Annotated in this window: 16 protein-coding genes and 1 tRNA gene; 10 read left to right on the top strand and 7 right to left on the bottom strand. The window is 58.2% G+C overall.

The window, feature by feature from the left end; genetic code table 11:
- The first annotated feature begins 4 nt into the window (after positions 1-4).
- The 5 genes from iscU (at position 5) to H0921_RS06685 (ending at position 2272) form a co-directional block, all read left to right on the top strand.
- Positions 5-481: a Fe-S cluster assembly scaffold IscU gene (gene iscU, locus H0921_RS06705; RefSeq protein WP_194537286.1), complete on the top strand. Its 477-nt coding sequence runs from the start codon at positions 5-7 to the stop codon at positions 479-481.
- Between the two features lie 108 nt (positions 482-589).
- Positions 590-994, top strand: coding sequence for a HesB/IscA family protein (locus H0921_RS06700; protein WP_194537285.1), 405 nt, complete (start codon positions 590-592; stop codon positions 992-994).
- Positions 995-1169: 175 nt separating this feature from the next.
- On the top strand, positions 1170-1700 hold the full coding sequence (gene hscB, locus H0921_RS06695) for a Fe-S protein assembly co-chaperone HscB (RefSeq protein ID WP_194537284.1): 531 nt from the start codon (positions 1170-1172) through the stop codon (positions 1698-1700).
- Between the two features lie 20 nt (positions 1701-1720).
- Positions 1721-2023 (top strand): carboxymuconolactone decarboxylase family protein, encoded by a 303-nt coding sequence (locus tag H0921_RS06690; protein ID WP_194537283.1) that lies wholly within the window; start codon positions 1721-1723, stop codon positions 2021-2023.
- Positions 2024-2200: 177 nt separating this feature from the next.
- Positions 2201-2272: transfer RNA gene (locus tag H0921_RS06685), tRNA-Val, on the top strand.
- Between the two features lie 213 nt (positions 2273-2485).
- Here H0921_RS06685 and tgt read toward each other — a convergent pair.
- From tgt to H0921_RS06660, 5 genes are all read right to left on the bottom strand, one after another.
- Positions 2486-3607 (bottom strand): tRNA guanosine(34) transglycosylase Tgt, encoded by a 1122-nt coding sequence (gene tgt, locus H0921_RS06680; protein WP_194537282.1) that lies wholly within the window; start codon positions 3605-3607, stop codon positions 2486-2488.
- 140 nt (positions 3608-3747) lie between these two features.
- The gene (locus H0921_RS18305) at positions 3748-4305 is read right to left on the bottom strand and encodes a PEP-CTERM sorting domain-containing protein (protein WP_194537281.1); all 558 of its coding nucleotides are present in this window, start codon (positions 4303-4305) and stop codon (positions 3748-3750) included.
- A gap of 511 nt (positions 4306-4816) precedes the next feature.
- Positions 4817-6205, bottom strand: a complete 1389-nt coding sequence (locus tag H0921_RS06670; protein WP_228499133.1) for a DNA-directed RNA polymerase subunit alpha C-terminal domain-containing protein — start codon at positions 6203-6205, stop codon at positions 4817-4819.
- A 443-nt stretch (positions 6206-6648) separates the two neighbouring features.
- Positions 6649-7572 (bottom strand): HEAT repeat domain-containing protein, encoded by a 924-nt coding sequence (locus H0921_RS06665; protein ID WP_194537280.1) that lies wholly within the window; start codon positions 7570-7572, stop codon positions 6649-6651.
- A gap of 398 nt (positions 7573-7970) precedes the next feature.
- A complete protein-coding gene (locus tag H0921_RS06660) occupies positions 7971-8225 on the bottom strand; it encodes a hypothetical protein (protein WP_194537279.1) in 255 nt (84 codons plus the stop codon).
- A gap of 205 nt (positions 8226-8430) precedes the next feature.
- Here H0921_RS06660 and selD point away from each other — a divergent pair, with 205 nt between their 5' ends.
- The 3 genes from selD (at position 8431) to H0921_RS06645 (ending at position 12774) form a co-directional block, all read left to right on the top strand.
- Complete coding sequence (selD, locus tag H0921_RS06655) at positions 8431-10635, top strand: selenide, water dikinase SelD (protein WP_194537278.1); 2205 nt, start codon at positions 8431-8433, stop codon at positions 10633-10635.
- Between the two features lie 103 nt (positions 10636-10738).
- Positions 10739-11533, top strand: coding sequence for a 3-keto-disaccharide hydrolase (locus H0921_RS06650; protein WP_194537277.1), 795 nt, complete (start codon positions 10739-10741; stop codon positions 11531-11533).
- A 23-nt stretch (positions 11534-11556) separates the two neighbouring features.
- On the top strand, positions 11557-12774 hold the full coding sequence (locus H0921_RS06645) for a hypothetical protein (protein WP_194537276.1): 1218 nt from the start codon (positions 11557-11559) through the stop codon (positions 12772-12774).
- 92 nt (positions 12775-12866) lie between these two features.
- Here H0921_RS06645 and H0921_RS06640 read toward each other — a convergent pair whose 3' ends face one another.
- A complete protein-coding gene (locus H0921_RS06640; RefSeq protein WP_194537275.1) occupies positions 12867-14369 on the bottom strand; it encodes a glycosyltransferase in 1503 nt (500 codons plus the stop codon).
- A 219-nt stretch (positions 14370-14588) separates the two neighbouring features.
- Entirely contained in the window at positions 14589-15659 is a 1071-nt protein-coding gene (locus tag H0921_RS06635) for an Ldh family oxidoreductase (protein WP_194537274.1), read from the bottom strand.
- 77 nt (positions 15660-15736) lie between these two features.
- On the opposite strand from H0921_RS06635, the gene H0921_RS06630 reads away from it, so the two are divergent.
- Entirely contained in the window at positions 15737-16765 is a 1029-nt protein-coding gene (locus H0921_RS06630; RefSeq protein WP_194537273.1) for an aldose 1-epimerase, read from the top strand.
- A gap of 165 nt (positions 16766-16930) precedes the next feature.
- Complete coding sequence (locus H0921_RS06625; RefSeq protein ID WP_194537272.1) at positions 16931-18280, top strand: serine/threonine protein kinase; 1350 nt, start codon at positions 16931-16933, stop codon at positions 18278-18280.
- Positions 18281-18301: the final 21 nt, after the last annotated feature.

Here is an 18301-nt window from a genome sequence, read left to right as displayed (position 1 = left end):
TGCTATGCCGTATAGCAATAAGATTCTCGACCACTACAACAACCCGCGGAACGTGGGGAGTTTTGACGCTTCCGACCCAAACGTTGGGACGGGTTTGGTCGGTGCGCCGGAATGCGGGGACGTGATGAAGTTGCAAATCAAGGTGAATCCGCAAACCGGCATCATCGAGGACGCCCGCTTCAAGACTTTCGGTTGTGGCTCGGCTATCGCGTCTAGCAGCTTGGCGACCGAGTGGCTTAAGGGGAAGACCCTCGAGGAAGCCATGGCGATCAAGAACACCCAGATCGTGGAAGAGTTAGCCTTGCCCCCGGTGAAAGTCCATTGCTCCGTATTGGCCGAGGATGCGATCAAAGCCGCCATCCGCAACTACATGGACAAACAAAAGAATCAGAATATTGCCAACAATGGCCACGATAGCCCCGATACGCCCTTGGATTCTCGTGCACCCTCGACCCCGGTCCTGACCGTCTCCCAAAGCTGAGGTGATAGCAGGAGGGAAACGCTGCACGGTCCGACTGGGAGGTATAATGGGATAGTATTACTTCCGCGAGTTCTTGATCCTTGACTGAAAGAGAAAGGAACGTAACCGATGGCGACAACAGCTTCTGCTGCCAATCTGGGCTTGAAAGACGCTCCGCCGGCGCCGACCATCACGGTCACGGAAAAGGCTGCTGAGGAGGTCAAACGCGTCATCGCGGAGATGGAAGCCGCTGGCCAAATCGAGCCGGGCACCAAGCTGTACCTGCGGGTGCGGGTCCAGGGAGGAGGATGCAGCGGCTTTCAGAACAAGCTCGATCTCGATACCAAATACGACGAAAAGCTGGACCACAAGTTTGAATTCTACGGTGTAGATGTCGTCGTTGATAAGCGCTCTATGCTCTACTTGGCCGGAGCGGTGGTTGATTACCATGTGGACCTGAACAAGAAAGGATTCACCATCCACAATCCCAACGCCAAGAGCACGTGCGGCTGCGGAAGCTCCTATAGCATGTGACCAGTCCGGTGCCACATCGACGGACCTCGGCCAAGCAGCCACGTGTGGTGAAACAACCGCTCGCCTTAAAGTCGGCGGAGGAACTATCTCTTTCATCCACCTTGGTGCCGGACGCCGGCGTAGCCGGCGTTTGCTTTTTTCCGGATGTTGTTTGCACCGGCGTGGGGGCTAGCGTATGAGCGATCACTTCGAGTTGTTGGGCTTACCGCGACGTTATGCTCTGGACCTACGTGCCCTGGAACAAGCCTATTTGCTCCGTTCGCGAGCTGTCCATCCGGACTTCCACACCACGGCGACGCCGGCAGAACAGGCAGCCAGTTTGGCATTGTCTGCGGCTCTCAATGCAGCCTACGCCACCTTGCGCGATCCGTTTCGCCGGGCGGATTACCTGTTGAATCTTTACGGTGGGCCGTCTGCGGAAGAGCACAAACAGATACCGCCTGAGTTCCTTGCCGAGATGTTAGAATGTCGCGAGCAACTGGAACAGGTCCGTCATAATCCTCAAGCCCTGGCGGACTTGGAGGCAGACTTCCGTCGTCGGCAGGACCAGGTGATTGAACAGCTTGCTGCCCTGTTTGCAGAATTGGAAAAGATTCCGGATCACGAACCCCAGCATCTGGACATCCGCCGTCGCATCCGCATGTTACTCAATGCGGCCCGGTATATCCAGGGTTTGCTCCGTGACCTGCACGCACCTGCCCCCTAATGCCGCCGGAGGATGACCACATGTACGACATGCAACAGTTGAAAAAGTTGAAGGTGATACGGCAGGCTGCCCCCGAAGCCTACGCCGCCTATGAATCCTTCACCAGTGCCGCAATGAAGGACGGTGCCATTCCGGCCAAATACAAGGAGTTGATGGCCTTGGCCGTCGCCATGACTACGCAGTGCCCCTATTGTATCGAGTACCACAGAAAACAGGCCCGGCAGTTAGGGTGCACCGACGCGGAAATCAGCGAAGCGGTGTTGGTTGCTGCTGCTCTGCGGGCAGGGGCTGCCGTTACCCATGGAACCCATGCCTTAGAATGACATGGAATTCAGGAGCCGCCAAGCGTGAAGAACTGATGGGTCGAGGGGTTGGCCAGCAATCGGCGGTTCCTTCCATCGCTGGTGAAGGGGCTTCCATGAGCGGCGAAGGTTAGAAGCCGTAGTGAAGGAAGCCAGAGCAAGGATCCACCCGCTGCCATCGATGGCCGCATTCCTTGCGGGCGCTTAGCTCAGCGGTAGAGCACTCCCCTTACACGGGAGGTGTCGCAGGTTCGAGTCCTGCAGCGCCCACCTACGGTTTGGTATCTTTATCCTTGCCCTGTATGATGCCCTCTCGATACTTCCCCCTACAATTCTCGCGATTGCTCCACAGGGCGCAGGTCCTGTTCAAGGGCGTGACAGATGCATGACATTTCAACATCAGGAGCACGGTCGTGAGAGGCCGATGAACGACTGGATCGCAACAGTGAATTCCAGCATCTCGATTTTGCCGCGGATGATCATTCAAGGTTTCGGATCGTGGGAGTGTCCCCATTGGCGTAGGCAGCGGGCGTGAAATGCCGCAAAAGTACCGCCGAAAATGGCTTCGCGGGCCTGGCGCATCAACCGTAGATAGAAGGCGAGATTGTGCAAGCTCAGCAGGATCGGGCCGAGCATTTCCTCGGCAGCAAAGAGATGATGGAGGTAGGCGCGGGAGAAGTGCTGGCAGCAGTAGCAATTGCAGGCGCTATCCAGAGGTGCGGGGTCTCGACGATGGCAGGCATTACGCAGGCGCAGGACGCCAGTGCTGGTGAAGGCTTGGGCATTGCGCCCATTGCGAGTGGGCAGAACACAATCGAACATATCGATGCCCGCAGCAATGCCAGCGAGTAGGTCCTCGGGACGGCCCACCCCCATGAGATAACGCGGCTTGTCGTGGGGGAGCAGGGAGGCGCACTCCGGCAAGGCTGCCTGCATTTGCGCCGCTGTCTCGCCGACGCTAAAGCCTCCCAATGCGTAGCCGGGGAAATCCATGGCGACGAGAGCCTCAGCACATTGCCGGCGCAATTCCTGGTCCAACCCTCCCTGCACGATGGCGAAAAGCGCTTGCTCCCGGCTTTGATGCCGTTTTTGGCAGCGTTCCGCCCAAGCGATGGTACGCCGGACCGCTTGCTGGAGTTGCTCACGATTGGCGTCGGCTGGAGGACATTCGTCCAGTACCATCGCAATGTCCGAGCCGAGGTTTTCCTGAATCTCCACCGCACGCTCAGGAGTGAGTTCCAGAATCGCACCGTCAATATGGCTGCGGAAGGTGGCCCCAACATCGCTGATGTGCACGAGCGTTGCCAGGCTGAAAACCTGGAATCCGCCGGAATCGGTTAGGATGGGTCCATCCCAGTGCATGAAGCGGTGTAAACCTCCCAGATCACGGATTAGGGCATCTCCAGGACGCAGGGCCAAATGATAAGTGTTGGCCAGAATCAGCGAGGCCCCGAGCGTTCGGACCTGCTCTGGTGTCAGTCCCTTGATCGTCGCCTGGGTTCCCACCGGCATGAACACCGGTGTTTCGACGGGTCCATGCGGAGTCAGAAGCCGTCCGGCACGGGCTGCTCCGTCCGTCCTTTCCACTCGAAACTGAATGCTCATGGAGTCATTGTAAAAACTCCCGCCGCCCCGCTCACCCTTGGAGGAGAGGGGGTAATGGGAGGATTCAGGACGAGGAGATCAACAGCATGCAGGTGAAGAAGTGGTATTCGCAGTCTTATGATGGGTAGCTTGCCCATCGTTTACCGGCGGCGCCGAACCAGACGGCGATAAACTCCCAACCCGGTCAATGCGATGCCCAAAACTCCAAGTGTCGCTGGCTCCGGCACTTCGGTGACCTGAAGCGACACGATACGAAAGTCATCCAATGTTCCCGCGGGGGAGATCACAAACTGCGTTCCTGTACGCTCAGTATCGGGAATACTGCTGATGAGATTGATTGTGAAAGAACCATTCGCGCCAAAGGGATTAAACGCGGAGACGTTGATGGGATTGCCGTTGACGCTTAAGGCAAAGGATTCATTTGCGGTACCAAGGAGTATGTCGAGAAAGTTTGTAGTTGCAGAAAAAGTAACACTGTCCAACCGCCAAGGACCATTCCCACTGAAGGTAAACTGGATGGCTTCGTTGGCACCGAGATTGTCGATTTGCGGGTCTGTGTCGGAGATTGGAATGTTGATTATTCCAATAAATGGTATAAAGAGGGGAAAAGTTCCGTCCCATGTAACACCGAGACCTAAGACACTGTCTTGGGTTATGTACGTATTGGTTATTGTTATCGGTGAGAATGGGCCAACCACAGGAATGGCCGTAAGAGTGGTACCTCCCTGAGTTTGGACGATGCTGGGGACGTTCCCAGATGCACCGGTGAAGGTGAATGTTAGGGGGAAGCATAGGCGGAGGCAGCGAGGTAACCGACGAGCAGCATGCTACCAAACAAAGGACGGGCGATCATGGGCGACTCCTTGTGAAGTGAAGGTGTCAATCTTGGGGTCTAAATACACCATGCTGATGGTAACTCGCCCAGTCAGGCCCGTCAATCTCGAAATAGAAACTTTTTTCCTAAATCGAAGGTTTAGTTTTGCTCTCAGAAGAAAATGGAGACAAAATTCATGTTTAGCATCAAATAGGAGTTGATCTTTACTTTAGCCATAATATGTTGAACTCTCTAACTTGAATAGCGAGGGTAACGATGATGAGGAGCTGTTAGCTGCGTTTTGCCTCTCCATTTAGGAGGTCTGATGGGAGAGGGAAGGGGGCCACTAAGGATGCTATGGGCGGCTCAGATGTCCGCAGATTGGTCATGCTGGGTCAGTCGCCGCGGAGTTTGAGGTTGTATTGAGCGAGTTTTTCGCGGACTTCTTTGAGGGAAGTCTGGCCGAAGTTTTTGGCTTCGAGCAATTCGTCCGCACTGCGCTGGATCAACTCGCCCAAGGTGGTAATGCCCAAGCGGTTCATGCATTTGCGATCGCGGACGGAAAGATTGAGTTCGGTCACGGGTTTGTTGAGGATGGCCTGTTCCTCTGGGGTGAGATATTGCTGGGGGGTGCGGTGGCGGGGGTCATACTGTTGTCCCTGTTCAAGGGATTGGCCGATCCGCAATCCCTTGCTGGCCATGATCTGGCGAATTTCTTGCAAAGAGGTTTCCCCGAAGTTTTTGCTGGCGAGGAGTTGGGCCTCGGTGACGCGGGTCAGATCGCCCAAGGTCTTGATATTGAGGCGTTTGAGGCAATTGCGGGCACGCACGGACAGCTCGAAGTCGGTGACGGGAATTTCTAGCACTTGGCGGAACTGCTGGCTCAGCTGGTCCTCCTCCGGGCTGAAGTACATGGACTGGGAGGCTTCCGCGTCCTTGAGGAAGAGCTTGGCGCGCGGATCACGCGGATCCATTTTGTAAAGTTGGCGGAAGCATGCCACCGCTTTGTCGTACTTCTCGTTGTCCTCGTAGAGGATGCCCAGGTTGTAGAGAACACCTTTGCCGATGGGGGGATACTTCAGGCAGCGTTCGTAGCAAGCGATGGCATCTTCATCGTTGCCTTGCTGGTCATGAATCCAACCGAGGCGGAATAGGGCACCTGCATGACGGGGGTCCAGTTCGACAGCCCGTTCGTAAGCGCGAGCTGCGCGCGCCCGATCCCCTTCCACCTCGGCAATGGCCCCCTCTTGGAAGTAATACTCGGCGTTGTGGGCGGCTGCATCTTTGAGTCGGGCCAGGATCGCCTTGGCTTCTCCGATTCGCCCTTGGAGGCGCAGCACTCCAGCTTTTTGCAACTGGGCTTGCTGAGCTGCGTAGCCGACCTTTTCTGCCCGATCGAAGGCCTTGAACGCCGCATCCAGATGATCGATCGTATCCGGCTCATCGCTATAGCTTTGCGCCTGGGCCAGGAACAAATGGGCCAGGCCGAGATAGTAGAAAGCCAGCGGTCCTTCGGTTTTGTTCAAATGCTCGATGGCCTGGCGCATGTGGCCGAGGTAGTAGTGGACGATTCCGAGTTTCAGGTGCAACTTCTTCTGTTGAGGAGCAGCGGCAGTCACCAGCCGTTTTTGCAAGGTGTCCGCAATGTCTTTCAGCACGCGGATCTGAGTGCTTCCTTGGGCCAATCCGTCGCGCAGGCGGCTGACCATTCCTCCCTCGAACTCCTCCCGTTCCAGGAGCAGTGCCCGCAAATCGATCATCGGCTCAGCAATAGTGACGGCCATGGCTTCCTCGTCGCTTTCCCTGTGGATACCTCACTCGCCCGAACCGGGCTGTTGGAACCCCTTATCTTCTATACCCCTTTACGGTCCGTGATGTGACTCAACCGGCACCCCGTTAGCGGAGCGGCAGGTTCCAACAGTCGCGGTCTGTTATCCGCAGCTACCATCAATATCTATCATCCGGCTGGCCCTTGCCGCGTGCCGGCGGATCACGCGAGAGCCTGCCCCTCACGAAAAGAGCATCGCCGGAGATGATGAATTGTAACCATTCGCTGGTCGTTTGGAAAGGGCAAGTCCCTGCTCGGACCGCGGATGCCAGAGTTAGAAGGGGAGAGTCAAGCGCTGCGTAAGGCCGACGATGTCAGTTGAGGGGAGAACAGGGCGGCTTGGGGGACGGCACGGCACACTGTTGCCACACCGTTTCCTGGTAGATTCCATTTCTGGAGTCATTGGCGTGGCGTAGGAGTCGGTGAAGCCAACGGCGGCTCGGGGCTGGAGGAGTTGGGCAGAGGGGGGAGGAAAATCTGGTCTGGAAGGGGAACTATCGACGGTAAGGCAGCGGCTATCGGTGGGGGTTGCAGGAGGCGAGGGGGTTCTCGCAGGACTGTTCGTATGGGGGGTTCCATCAGTTGGATGTTCCAAGTCGGGGGCGGCGGCGTGCGTGCCAAGGGGGGTTCCGGTGTTCCTCCGGTCCCTGCGGAGGGTGAAGAGGGGGAGGAAGCCTCGCTGGAGACGAGGGGGTACGACCAGAACGAGCGGGAGGAAGGCGAAAGCAGCGGCGGTAATGAAGACGCCCAGGGGAAAACCAGACGACGAGTGGATGGAAGAGGGGATAGGGCCTGTGTCTGATGCAAGGCGGCAGGCTGAGGAGCCAACGGCGGTTCCTCCGTTTGCCCGACGAATCCCCCAGCACCCTTGCTGCTGCGGTAGCCGAGCAAGTGGTAATTCCACAGGGCCTGCCGGGCCGCTTCCTGTACGGCGACCACAGGGTCTTGTTCCAAGGCTTCTTCCAACGCGAGACCGGCTTGGGCAAAGAGCACAGGGAATTGGCCGAGGGTTTCCGCCGCGGCCTGGCGAAGAGCCGGGGAAGGATCGTAGCGCAGGGCCGCCACCAGCGCCGGCAATACATCGGCATGAACGCGCGGGTCGGCCTCAGCTAGTCGCCGCAACGCCTCCAAGCGCAACGCCGGGTCCTTCTCCGAACGCAGTTTCTCGGCCCAATAGCGCACCCGTGCGGGTTCCAGCCGCGGAAGGCGAAACCAATCTTGCCAGCGCCACTGCCCGGTGGCCGACGATTGCCAGACCAGCCAAACCGTTACAATCCATAGACTCGTTCGAGTCGCCGCGTGCCATCGCTTAGGGCCAAGCATGAGAGAAGTCCCCACTGTCCATCCCGTCCTCGTGTATCTCCATTGTTCGACCGCTAGTCATGCGCGTGAGGCATTCCAAGCACATTTTCTCGCGCTGTCGGTCTCAGGCAGCCGCTAATGTTGGTGGAGAAATCGCGATCGTTACGACCTGGGAAAGTGATACAGAACCGCCGATTCCATCGGCCGTTGCAATTCCTGGATCCGATAGGCTTTGGAGGTACGGACAGGTGCTGCCCACGCGAAAAAGCCGTAGCCCCTTCGTTGGTTCTCGTTTACTAAATCGACGGCATGGGATGATTTTGGTGCGCAAGGCCCCTGAATATCCGAGCTGAAAGAGTCAAGTCCGAGGTTAAAACAAGGGTGGTCTAACAATTGGAAATGATTTTGGATGTGCGGAATCAAGGTCCAAAACCCCCTACGCCCGCCGGGGACATCGGCGCCGGAGGACGGCCCAGAAGCGTTTTTTCTTCTTTGGGAGGCGGCGGTTTGCGATAGGGGGTCATCTCCGGTTCGTTAAAGCGTTTCTCTTGGGGAGGCAGGGTGTATTCTTCGCGCAAGGTCGGTTTCATGTTGTACTTGTCGTGGTAGCAACCCAGCACTGCCAGGATGGCGGAGAGCCAGCCCACCCGACAGACGGCGATACGCCCAAACACGGTGATCCCTCCCCATCGAGGATGTAGATGCTGCGGCGGTATAAGAGACCTTACGCTGCTGTGCAAGAGGAACCGTTGAGGGGTGGAGGCGACATCGGGAATGGGAAGCGAAGCAAAGGTGGGGAAAACGGAAAGGGATGGTAGGGGAATGAGCGAATCTGGGGCATATACTGCCAGCAAGGGACCTCCCCAGGAGGGTGCAAGGGTGAAAAGAGGCGAGGCGGTCTTCCAGAAAACAGTAGTGCTGGTGGGAGCTGGGAACTCTCATCTTGTGTTCGTCCGGCGTTGGCGTATGCGACCGGTACCGGGCGTTGCCGTCATCTGGATCAATACCCAGGATACTATTCCTTACTCGGCGATGACACCGGCCTGTTTGAACGGGGAAGCTGCACGCGAAGAGATCACCATCGACTTGGTGCGGCTCGCCCGTTCGGCGGGTATTCGCTTGGTGGTTGGTGCCGCAGAGCGGATCGATCCTGTGGAGCGTCTCGTCCACGTGCCAGATCGGCCGCCGTTGCGGTTTGATGTCTTGTCCCTGAATGTCGGCTCAGTGTCTCGCCCTCTGGTGGATCCCGTGCAGTGGGAAGGCTCGATTCCCCTGCGGCCCTTGGGACGGCTGCTAGATCGCTGCGAGGCATGGATCGCGCGGCTGGAGAAACAACCGCGGCCATTCCACTGTGTGGTAGTCGGTGGCGGAGCGAGTGGTTGCGAGTTGTCCGCCGCTCTGGCCCGGCGCTGCGAGCATCTTCCTCGCTTTCGTTTGACCGTTGTGGAAGCCCATGAGCGGCTTTTGCCTCGCTTCCCTAGCTGGGCTTCTGCCAGATTTACTCAACGTTTGTCCGAAGCCGGTGTCACGGTTCTGACCCAGTGCCGCGTTGTGGGAGGAAGTCCTGGGCGGCTGGTCCTAGATGACGGCCAGGAGCTGGAGTGCGACGCCGCCATCTGGGCGACTCCTGGAGTAGCTCCCCCTTTGCTTCGCAACAGCGGGCTGCCTGTGGATGCCGAGGGTTTCCTCCGGGTCCATAGCACCTTGCAAGTCGAGCAATTTCCCCATCTTTTCGCGGCCGGGGATTGCATCACCCTGCTAGACCATCCGGAGCTGCCCCACAATGGGGTGTACGCCGTCCGACAGGGACCGGTGCTTTATGACAACATTCTGTCCTATCTCCAAAAGCGGCCCTTGCGCTCGTTCCGCCCCCAGCGTCGCTGTTTGTATCTGCTCAATCTTTCTAACGGCCAAGCGGTAGGTAGCTATGGCCGGTGGACGTTTTCCGGACGCTGGGTCCGCCGCTGGAAGGAGCGGATCGATCGCCGCTGGCTTATGTCCTTTGAACCGCCTGCTTCCATGGCAGCTTCTGCTGTGCCAGAGACGGAAGAATCGCCCCTGATGCGTTGTGGAGGGTGTGGCGCTAAGGTGCCGGGCCATGTTCTGCACAAGGTTCTCAGCCGGCTGGAGGTTCCCCGCGATCCGCGCATCCTGCTGGGGCTGTCCGAAGGCGAAGATGCTGCCGTATTGCAAGTCGTGCCGGATGGTCCCGTCCATGTGCAAACCGTGGACTATTTCCGGGCTTTTACGGATGATCCCTATCTGTTAGGCCAAGGCGCTGCGATCCACGCTCTGAGCGACCTGTATGCCATGAATGCGGTGCCGTTGGCTGCCTTGGCCATTGCGACACTTCCGTTTGCGCGTGGGCCGATCCAGGAACAGATGCTGCACGAACTCCTCGCGGGGGCGCAAAGCATCTTCACAGCCGAAGAGGTTGTCCTTGCGGGGGGACACACGACGGAAGGCCCTGAACTGGCATTGGGTTTTGCCCTCACTGGTTTGGCCCAGCCTTCGGCCTTGTTCCGCAAAAATGCCCTGCAAGTCGGGCATAATCTTGTCCTAACCAAACCGCTGGGGACAGGCGCTCTCTGGGCCGCCTGGATGCGATCCGCCTGTCCAGCACGCCATTGGCGAGAGTTGGTCCAGCACACCCTGCAATCCAACCGTGCCGCGGCTCGCATCGCTGCTGGACTGAATCTGAGAGCCTGCACCGACATCACCGGTTTCGGATTGGCGGGGCATCTCTTGGAAATGCTCGATGCCTCACGCCTTTCCGCACGGCTTTTCATCCACCGAGTTCCCTTGCTGGAAGGCTTTGAGATGGCTGTGCGACAAGGAATTGTCAGCACACTCCATGCCGACAACGCGAAATGGGAATGCCGGATTCATGGTTCCGCTCCCTTGCCGTCTTGGCTCTTTGATCCTCAGACCTGTGGGGGATTGCTTCTGGCCGTGCCTCCCGATCAGACGGACGACCTCCTCGCTCAGCTTCGCGCGGCCGGTTACCTGCACGCTGCCGTCATCGGCCAGACCATACCCCTGCAAGGAACTGCCCCTCACATCGAATTGCTGGCGTCGACCTAAGATTCGCCGTTGCCATTTTCCCCAGTCTGTCGCACAATCCCTCCAACCCTCGGCGATACTTCTCCGTCCTTCGTGTTCCTTATGACCCTTTGGGAGTTCTGCTATGCGACGATGTGTCATTCTCGTGTCTCCGGTACTGCTCGGAATCGCCATGTTGACTGCGGCGGCAACCTATGCCTTGCAAGTGCGGGAGTACAAAAGCGGCATCATTTGGCCGGAACCGCCTGTCGTGACCCCAGGACCGACGAATGCGGATCCCCCCTCCGACGCCATCGTTCTGTTCAATGGCAAGGACTTGTCCCAATGGATCGGCGGTGAAGATTGGGAAATCCGAGATGGCTATGCCATCGCCCGGAAACGTGGCATCACCACCAAACAAGCTTTTGGGGATATTCAACTCCACGTGGAATTCGCAACTCCAGAGAAAATCGAAGGGCGCGGCCAGGGACGGGGTAATAGTGGAATCTACCTGATGCAACGTTATGAGGTACAAATCCTTGATAGCTATAATAACCCGACGTATTTCGATGGGCAGTGTGCTGCTATCTACAAGCAGCAGCCGCCCATGGTCAACGCCTGCCGCAAACCCGGAGAATGGCAGACATACGACATTATTTTCACGGCTCCCCGTTTCGCCGACGATGGTAAGGTCCTCCGACCCGCTTATGTGACAGTCATTCATAATGGCATCTGTGTCCACAATCATTTCGAGTTATTAGGTGGCACATTTTATGACCGTCCTCCACAGTATAGTAAGCATCCTGAAAAACAGCCGATCCACATCCAATATCATGGCAATCCCGTTAAGTTCCGGAATATCTGGGTTCGTGAATTGAAGCCGATAGTGGGCAAGAAGCCGGAAAAGTCTAGCGATCCTTCCACGCCGGGGCGGAAATAGCCTCAGGTTTTCGGGGAGCTTCCATGATTCTCGCCGTGGGTGAAACCACACCTCTGCCGCCCCCGCAGAGGAGATGGCAGGGCTGGCTACTCGGCGTGACATATATGGCCCTGGCCGCTTCCGGTACCGTGGCGGGCTGCGGCCTGGCTGGGGGCGGATGGGATATTCACTCCTTCCGTCTCGCTGCTGTTTGTACCCTGCTTTTAGCGCCGGCCCTTCTGGTCAGTCGTCCGGATCTTTCTCGTCTCCAACGACTCGCAGCCGCCCTACTCGGCTTAATCCTGACTCTGGCCGCTTGGCTTTTCACCCCCGCCTGGCCTCAAGGTTCCAGCCTCTATCACGCCTGGACCACCCGCGAACAACTCCGGCAGCGATGGCAGCAGGCAGCCTTGGAAGACCTCAAGGCTGTCGATTATTACGCTCGGACGCTGAAAAGGCTTCAGGATGAATTTCCCTCCCTGGCCGCACCACTGGCAGAACAGTGGCAGCAATGGATCGAGGCGATATTATCCCGGATTCGGCAGCGTTTCGACTCAATCAGCACCGAGGATGTGCACGCGGCTCGTGTGGTGTATCTGCAATGTGCCCCATTGACCAAGCAGCTTCCCGCGACCCGCTCGGTGGTGGAGGAAGCCTGGCAAGCCTGGCTCAACCGCGCTGTTGCGGCCCGCATCGCAGAACTCAACCGCCTGTCCCCGGACCAATGGGAACGTTTGCGCAGCACGGCGTCCTTACGTCGGCAACTGGCCCAGTATCATGCCTCGGCCCGTAAGGACCTCATCGAAGCCGAGCAACGTTGGGTCCATCGCAGCCTCGACTATCATCTGGAGCAAGCCGAGCAGCACCTGCCCGCCCAGCCGCGCCTGACCCTTCAGCAGTGTCGCCAGCTCAAAGAACGCCTCCGGCATCTGCAACTCCTCCAGAATCCGCAGGAACCCTTCCTCAGATCGGCCCTGCAACGGGTTTTTGCACTGGCTCAAAGAGCGGCGGTCCAGGAAGTGATGCAACACATTCAAGCCCATCGTTATCTGCAAGCATACAGCGTCGCACGCCTCCATGCGATCGATTGGCTGCCTGTCGTTGTGACGTGGGATGCCCAATACCGCCAGCGGATCGAATCGTTGCGCGACACGACGCGCTATCTGGCATTGCTGGCGGAACGTGCGCCGGAAACTCTCCCGCCGCCTCGCCCGGCGGAGGACTTCGATGTCGCCCCGCCGCCCCGTCCGGATCAGAAATGACCGGCCGCTGGAGGCGGTATCAGAAATGACCGTCGCCGGAAGCGGTCCAATGTGTCCCAGCGTAGCCGCGCGTCGCTAATTGTTCGGAATGTTCAGGCTGCTCTGGCCAAGTGTCCGAGCGTTATCGCGGGATTTTCTCGTTGTAATGACACTGTCACGACCGGCAGGCCCAACTCGCGGGAATCCGCCACACCATAACGCCACGGTTGGAGCGGAAGGCAGCCCAAGATAAGACACGGCGATGCGGATACCGGTGGAACGAACAGAGACAGCCGTGGCCTCTGGTAGTGGATAGCCTTCCATGGCAGGCGGCGTCCATTGTACCAGACGCGAATACCCTCCAGATGCGGCGGCGCCGCGGAGGCAAGCAATTCTAGTTCAATCTTGCGGGGACACTCGCTGGGTGGAAGACGGAATACCGCGAGCGGACCGGTCCAGCAGAATGCTTGACCTTCCGCTCTTTCCTGCGCGTAAAGACCGCATTGAAGTTCCTCCGGCCAGGCGGCGGCTGGGAAACGGCATTCTGGAGGCATTTCTGCCGGCACCGGTGGATCGCGGAGCAAGTCGGCGAGCCGTAAGAACCGACTCCAGGACGGCCAAAGCTCACGATAGGCTGCTTCCAGTCGCGAACGGGAAAGCCAGCGCCACAGGTGGCAGCGCACGACGGCCCCTCGCCCTTGCCAGCGATAGCGAAAGAGGAGTCGATAACCGTGGTTCCACCAGAGGAGCCAGGCATATCGCAGCAACCGCAGTGTGATCCCATCCCTTTGCCAAAGCCCCCGGCCGACCAGGTCTCGCAGTAGAGTCTGTACCAGTTCCCGGAGCAAAGCCTCTTTATGAGCATCGCGTGGCAAGGGAAAAACGTAGCTGTGACCAGGTTGATCCGCCTGCCCGATCTCGCGGCGATAGCGGTTCTCTCCGCCGACATAGGCGAAGATGTCCGAGATGTAATCGCGCAGATTGCCGCGGAATATGTGTTGCATGATCAGTTTACTGGAATAGGCAATCGTATATCCTGCATCGCGCAATTGGGCAGCAAAGAGCATTTCGGCAAAGCGATCGTATTGATAAGGTAGTCCACCGAGTTGTAAATAAATGTCACGCCGCAGGGCCGTTCCCTGGACGTTGAATCGCCGCCATTCTCCGGGAGTACACACCAGCTTGCACCAGCCCTCTTCCCAAAGGCGGGCATCCATCTCGGCTAAGCGGTTCGGGCAAACAGGCCGGATATGAGCTGTGATCCCAGCACAAGGTAAATCCTCCCAGACAGTTTGTAATCGGTGCAAGAAGTCGGTAGCGGGGAGGCAATGGGCCTCGGTGAAGATCAGAACGTCCCCCGTGGCAGCCCGAGCAGCCAGATCGTACAGCCGGCTGAGATTGGCATTCGATTCCTGGAGAATATGCACGGTAGGCCAGCGTTGCCGCGCTTGGACAGCCGCCTTGACATCAGCGGTAACCAGGATCAACTCCACTTCCAGCGGCGATTGACCCTGTTGATTCTGCCAGGCTTGAATCGCTTGTCCTAAAGTATTGCGATCTCCTTCCAGAGGGAGCAGCACCGAGTAGCGGCAATGCCTCCCACGCACAAGGGACATCGCTTTCTCCTGAGGCGGTATGTTTGCCTTGGGTAAGTCCAGTCATGCTCACTGGAAATATCGGCGATGGAGGAAGGGGGACTGAACTGATACGCAGATACCTCTGGCGAGAAGGGTAAGGGGGCGGACGAAGGGCAGAGTCGAACCTGAGATGAGCAATTCCGCAGGCGAAATTTTTTTGACAATCTATCGATTTTTGTTCAGTTGTTCATCATGGGGCTAGTCGATCCGTAGAGAAGGTAAGGGCCAGGGTAAATCGAGTTCCCGTGCGGTCTGACCGATGAGGTCCCAGGTCCCCTCCGGAATGGGTATTCCTTGGCGCAGGCGTATGTTGCGCGTGTGGCGCTCCGGATCGCCAGGAAGGGTGATGGCCGAGACGCCGGCCGCCGTGGGGCAGGAGCGAACGTAAGCGGTCAAAGCATCGGTCTGCTGCAAGAAGTGCTCTAGACCGGCGAACCGTTGGGGTTGGAGCAGAATGAACAAGGCGGTATTGCCAGCGCCGTTGATCGGATAATTCGGGTTGCTGCAGGAACCGCCGGAAAGCCCGCCGCAGAGCAGATCGATGAGCAGCCCCAGGCCGAAGCCCTTGTATGCTTGACTTCCGCCAAAAGGAACCAAGCTGCCGCGCGGTTCCGTGTAGAGTACGGCTGGGTCCGTGGTTGGCTGGCCGCGGTGGTCGATGAGCCATCCTTCCGGACAGGCCTGTTGTTTCTGGAAGCACGCCCGCACTTTACCTTCGGCGGCGGCACTGGTGCTGAAGTCGAGAATGACAGGTTCGCTCGAAGTCGGTACGCCCATGCAAATAGGATTGGTGCTGATGCGTCCTTCCGTACCTCCAGGAGGAGCGACGCGCCGGCCTGCGCCGTGGGAGTTGACAGCGGCGACAAGGGCGAGACCACGCTGGACCGCCCATTCGGCATACTCTCCAAGCCGGCCAATGTGGCCACAATGCCGCAGGGTTCCGGCTGCCACCCCCAATACCTCCGCTTTGCTGGACAAACGCTCCAGCAAGCGGTAGGCTTGCACTTGGCCTAACCCCCATTGACCGTCAGCGGCTAGTACCGCTGGCGTTTCCTGAAGTACCTCCAGGGGGACGCCGACACGGTACACCCCTTGACGCAGATGGGTAATGTATTGGGGCACTCGCAACACCCCGTGTGAATCATGACCGCATAGGTTGGCCTCGACTAGACTGCGGGCTACAATCTCCGCTTCATCCACTGGTACGCCGGCAGCGCCGAAAAGAGTCCGGCAGAGGTCCAGTAACGCTTCGGAAGAAAGAATCGGCATAGGAAAAGTTCCCTGCGGCAGGATTTATTGGCACAGTACAATGTAGATATGATGATGGCAGCGCGAAGGAGCTAGTCATGAGCTTCGAAGTGCATCTCAGCCAGAAGCGAGCCGGCGACCGAATCGGCGATGTGTACGAATTGATCGACACAGGGGGCCGGTTCCGGGCCGAGGTCTGGCCTCATTGGGGCTTGAATTGTCTCCGCTGGCAAATCCGCCAAGAAGACGGCCATTGGGCCGACATCTTTTACGTTGCTCCCGATTGGGAGTATGAACCGATACCAACCCGCAGCGGCCACGCCGTGCTGTTCCCCTTTCCCGGCCGCATGCGCGAAGGCCGCTTTTCCTTCCAGGGTACGGAGTATCAATTGCCGCTCAACGATGCGACCCGGCGGCATGCCATCCACGGCTTCACGCCGCGCCATCGCTGGCGCATCGCTGACTGGAATGGCGAACGAGACTGCGCCTTCGTCACCGGCGAATGCATTCTGGCGGATGATATGCCGGAGGTTGTCCATCTCTGGCCCGCCAACTTCAAGATCCAGGTCACCTATCGCCTCCTGGCCCAACGCCTCCAGGTCGAAGCCTCAGTCAGCAACATCGACAGCAAACCGCTGCCCTTCGGCTTGGGTTATCACCCCTACTTCCGCCTACCCGGCGTCCAAGATGCCACGATCGACCAGCACATTTTGCACATTCCTGCCAGCAAAATCTGGCACTGTGATGATCTGCTGCCGACGGGAGAACGCCGGTCTCTTCCACCGGAATGGGATTTTCGCAAGCCAAAAAGTATTGGCGACACCCGCATGGACATCATTCTGACTGACCTGACTTCTTCACCAGCAAAAGACGGGCGTCGCACCTTAGCCCGTTTGAGCCATAGCGCAGCGTTAGGACAAGTCGAAATTCGCGCCGCGCCGGCCTTCCGGGAACTGGTGGTATTCACTCCGCCTCATCGCCAAGCCATCGCCCTGGAGCCGTACACCTGCGTGCCCGATGCTGCCAATCTTGCCTCTCGCGGCCTGGATACCGGCTGGCTGGTTCTCAAACCTGGCGACAAATGGGAAGGGGTGGTGGAATACCATTGGTCCCCCTCTGCCGTTTGAACGGCCCTTTCGCGCCGAACAAAAGCGTTTCCAGGACAGGCAAAAACTGCCGATTCCTTCGTGGTTCTGGTGAAAAAGCCGCGGGGAATTATTTGCCTGAGCATTTCCCGCAAAGTATGGTTCAGTAGTCGGTTCCGGCACTGTTGCGGATGTGGAAGGACGAGAATGACGCACCCCCTTGTCGCGTTGGGGAAATACCGCTTACACCGCTCCTTGGGGCAGGGGAGCAATGCGGAAGTCTTTCTGGCCGAACCATTGGAGGGCGGCCCTCCCGTCGTCGTTAAAAAAATCCACGCCCACATCACGTCCCACCCCAAGTTCCGCCAAATGTTCGATGCGGAGGTACAGTCCCTGGCACGCCTCTGCCATCCCTATACCGTGCAATTGTACGAAGCTGATGTCGATGCCTATCTCGGACCTTGCCTGGTCATGGAGTATGTCCCCGGAGTAACACTGGAACAGTTGCTGCGGCGCCACCGCACCTTGGACTTGGAACGGGTCGGCAAACTCTTAGGGTGTTTCTGCCACGCCCTGCAACATGCCCATGATGCCGGGATCATCCATCGCGACCTCAAGCCAGCCAATCTCATGGTCCAGCGCGCCGGTACGATCCAGGAAAGCCTCAAAGTCATGGACTTCGGCTTTGCTGGCTTTGCCACGCGCCCTTTCATTCAACCGAAGGAGTTGACAGGTTACGGCTCGATTCACTCCTTGGGTACGCCCTCATATGTCAGCCCAGAAATGATCCGGGGTGACACCGTCGATGCCCGCAGCGATCTCTACTCCGTTGGAGTGATCCTCTTTGAGATGCTCACCGGCCACCTGCCCTTCCCCTACTCGGAAGTGTCCCAAGTTCTCGCGGCTCATGTGCGCCAACCCCCACCGCGATTCGCTCAGCTAGGCATCCGCAGCATTCCCCCTGAAGTTGAAGAGGTCGTGCAATTGACCTTGTCGAAGTATCCTAATGAGCGTCCCCAAAGCGCAAAGGAATTGGCCACCCTGTTCAGCAAAGCCATCGATCGGGACATTTGGGAGGAGACTCAGCCGCCCGATTGTGGGGGCCCCCTAAAAGCGCCGCCGCCCGCGGCGGGAGATAGCCGGGAACTGAGGCGGCCCCATCCGTATGAAGTGGTCCACCGCTTCACCGTCGAGATGCCCGAACGCATGGTTGCGGCCAAACTCCGCGGCTTTATGGACGATCTCCTCGGAGTGGTCGTCACTTGTGAACCCGGCCTGATCGTCCTCCGTTTGGGTGTTCCGGATGGCTATCAGAGCCAACCCACGAGCAGTAGCGGCTTGTTCCGATGGTTCCAGAAAGGCCGGCCCCGCGTGGAGCGAGATAACGAACCTATCGAAGTCGAACTGCGCTTGTACAAGCCTAAACCCCAGCACTCCCGCTTAGACATGACCCTTTACTATCGCCCCCTCCCGGAATATCCGCCGCATTCTATGACCGTCTGGCGGCAGCGCTGTGACAAACTCAATGCTCTCATCCGCAAATACTTAGGGGCCTGAGACCTCGCGCCCCTGCTGCGC

It is taken from the genome of Thermogemmata fonticola, from assembly GCF_013694095.1.
Taxonomy (GTDB): Bacteria; Planctomycetota; Planctomycetia; order Gemmatales; family Gemmataceae; genus Thermogemmata; species Thermogemmata fonticola.
Note: the sequence above shows the minus strand (reverse complement) of the source record. Positions and strands in the feature narration are given on the sequence as shown.

Coding starts and splice junctions, on each gene's coding strand:
- iscU (WP_194537286.1), top strand. CDS start 5: ATGCCGTATAGCAATAAGATTCTCGACCACTACAACAACCCGCGGAAC.
- H0921_RS06700 (WP_194537285.1), top strand. CDS start 590: ATGGCGACAACAGCTTCTGCTGCCAATCTGGGCTTGAAAGACGCTCCG.
- hscB (WP_194537284.1), top strand. CDS start 1,170: ATGAGCGATCACTTCGAGTTGTTGGGCTTACCGCGACGTTATGCTCTG.
- H0921_RS06690 (WP_194537283.1), top strand. CDS start 1,721: ATGTACGACATGCAACAGTTGAAAAAGTTGAAGGTGATACGGCAGGCT.
- tgt (WP_194537282.1), bottom strand. CDS start 3,607: ATGAGCATTCAGTTTCGAGTGGAAAGGACGGACGGAGCAGCCCGTGCC.
- H0921_RS06670 (WP_228499133.1), bottom strand. CDS start 6,205: ATGGCCGTCACTATTGCTGAGCCGATGATCGATTTGCGGGCACTGCTC.
- H0921_RS06665 (WP_194537280.1), bottom strand. CDS start 7,572: ATGCTTGGCCCTAAGCGATGGCACGCGGCGACTCGAACGAGTCTATGG.
- H0921_RS06650 (WP_194537277.1), top strand. CDS start 10,739: ATGCGACGATGTGTCATTCTCGTGTCTCCGGTACTGCTCGGAATCGCC.
- H0921_RS06645 (WP_194537276.1), top strand. CDS start 11,557: ATGATTCTCGCCGTGGGTGAAACCACACCTCTGCCGCCCCCGCAGAGG.
- H0921_RS06640 (WP_194537275.1), bottom strand. CDS start 14,369: ATGTCCCTTGTGCGTGGGAGGCATTGCCGCTACTCGGTGCTGCTCCCT.
- H0921_RS06635 (WP_194537274.1), bottom strand. CDS start 15,659: ATGCCGATTCTTTCTTCCGAAGCGTTACTGGACCTCTGCCGGACTCTT.
- H0921_RS06630 (WP_194537273.1), top strand. CDS start 15,737: ATGAGCTTCGAAGTGCATCTCAGCCAGAAGCGAGCCGGCGACCGAATC.
- H0921_RS06625 (WP_194537272.1), top strand. CDS start 16,931: ATGACGCACCCCCTTGTCGCGTTGGGGAAATACCGCTTACACCGCTCC.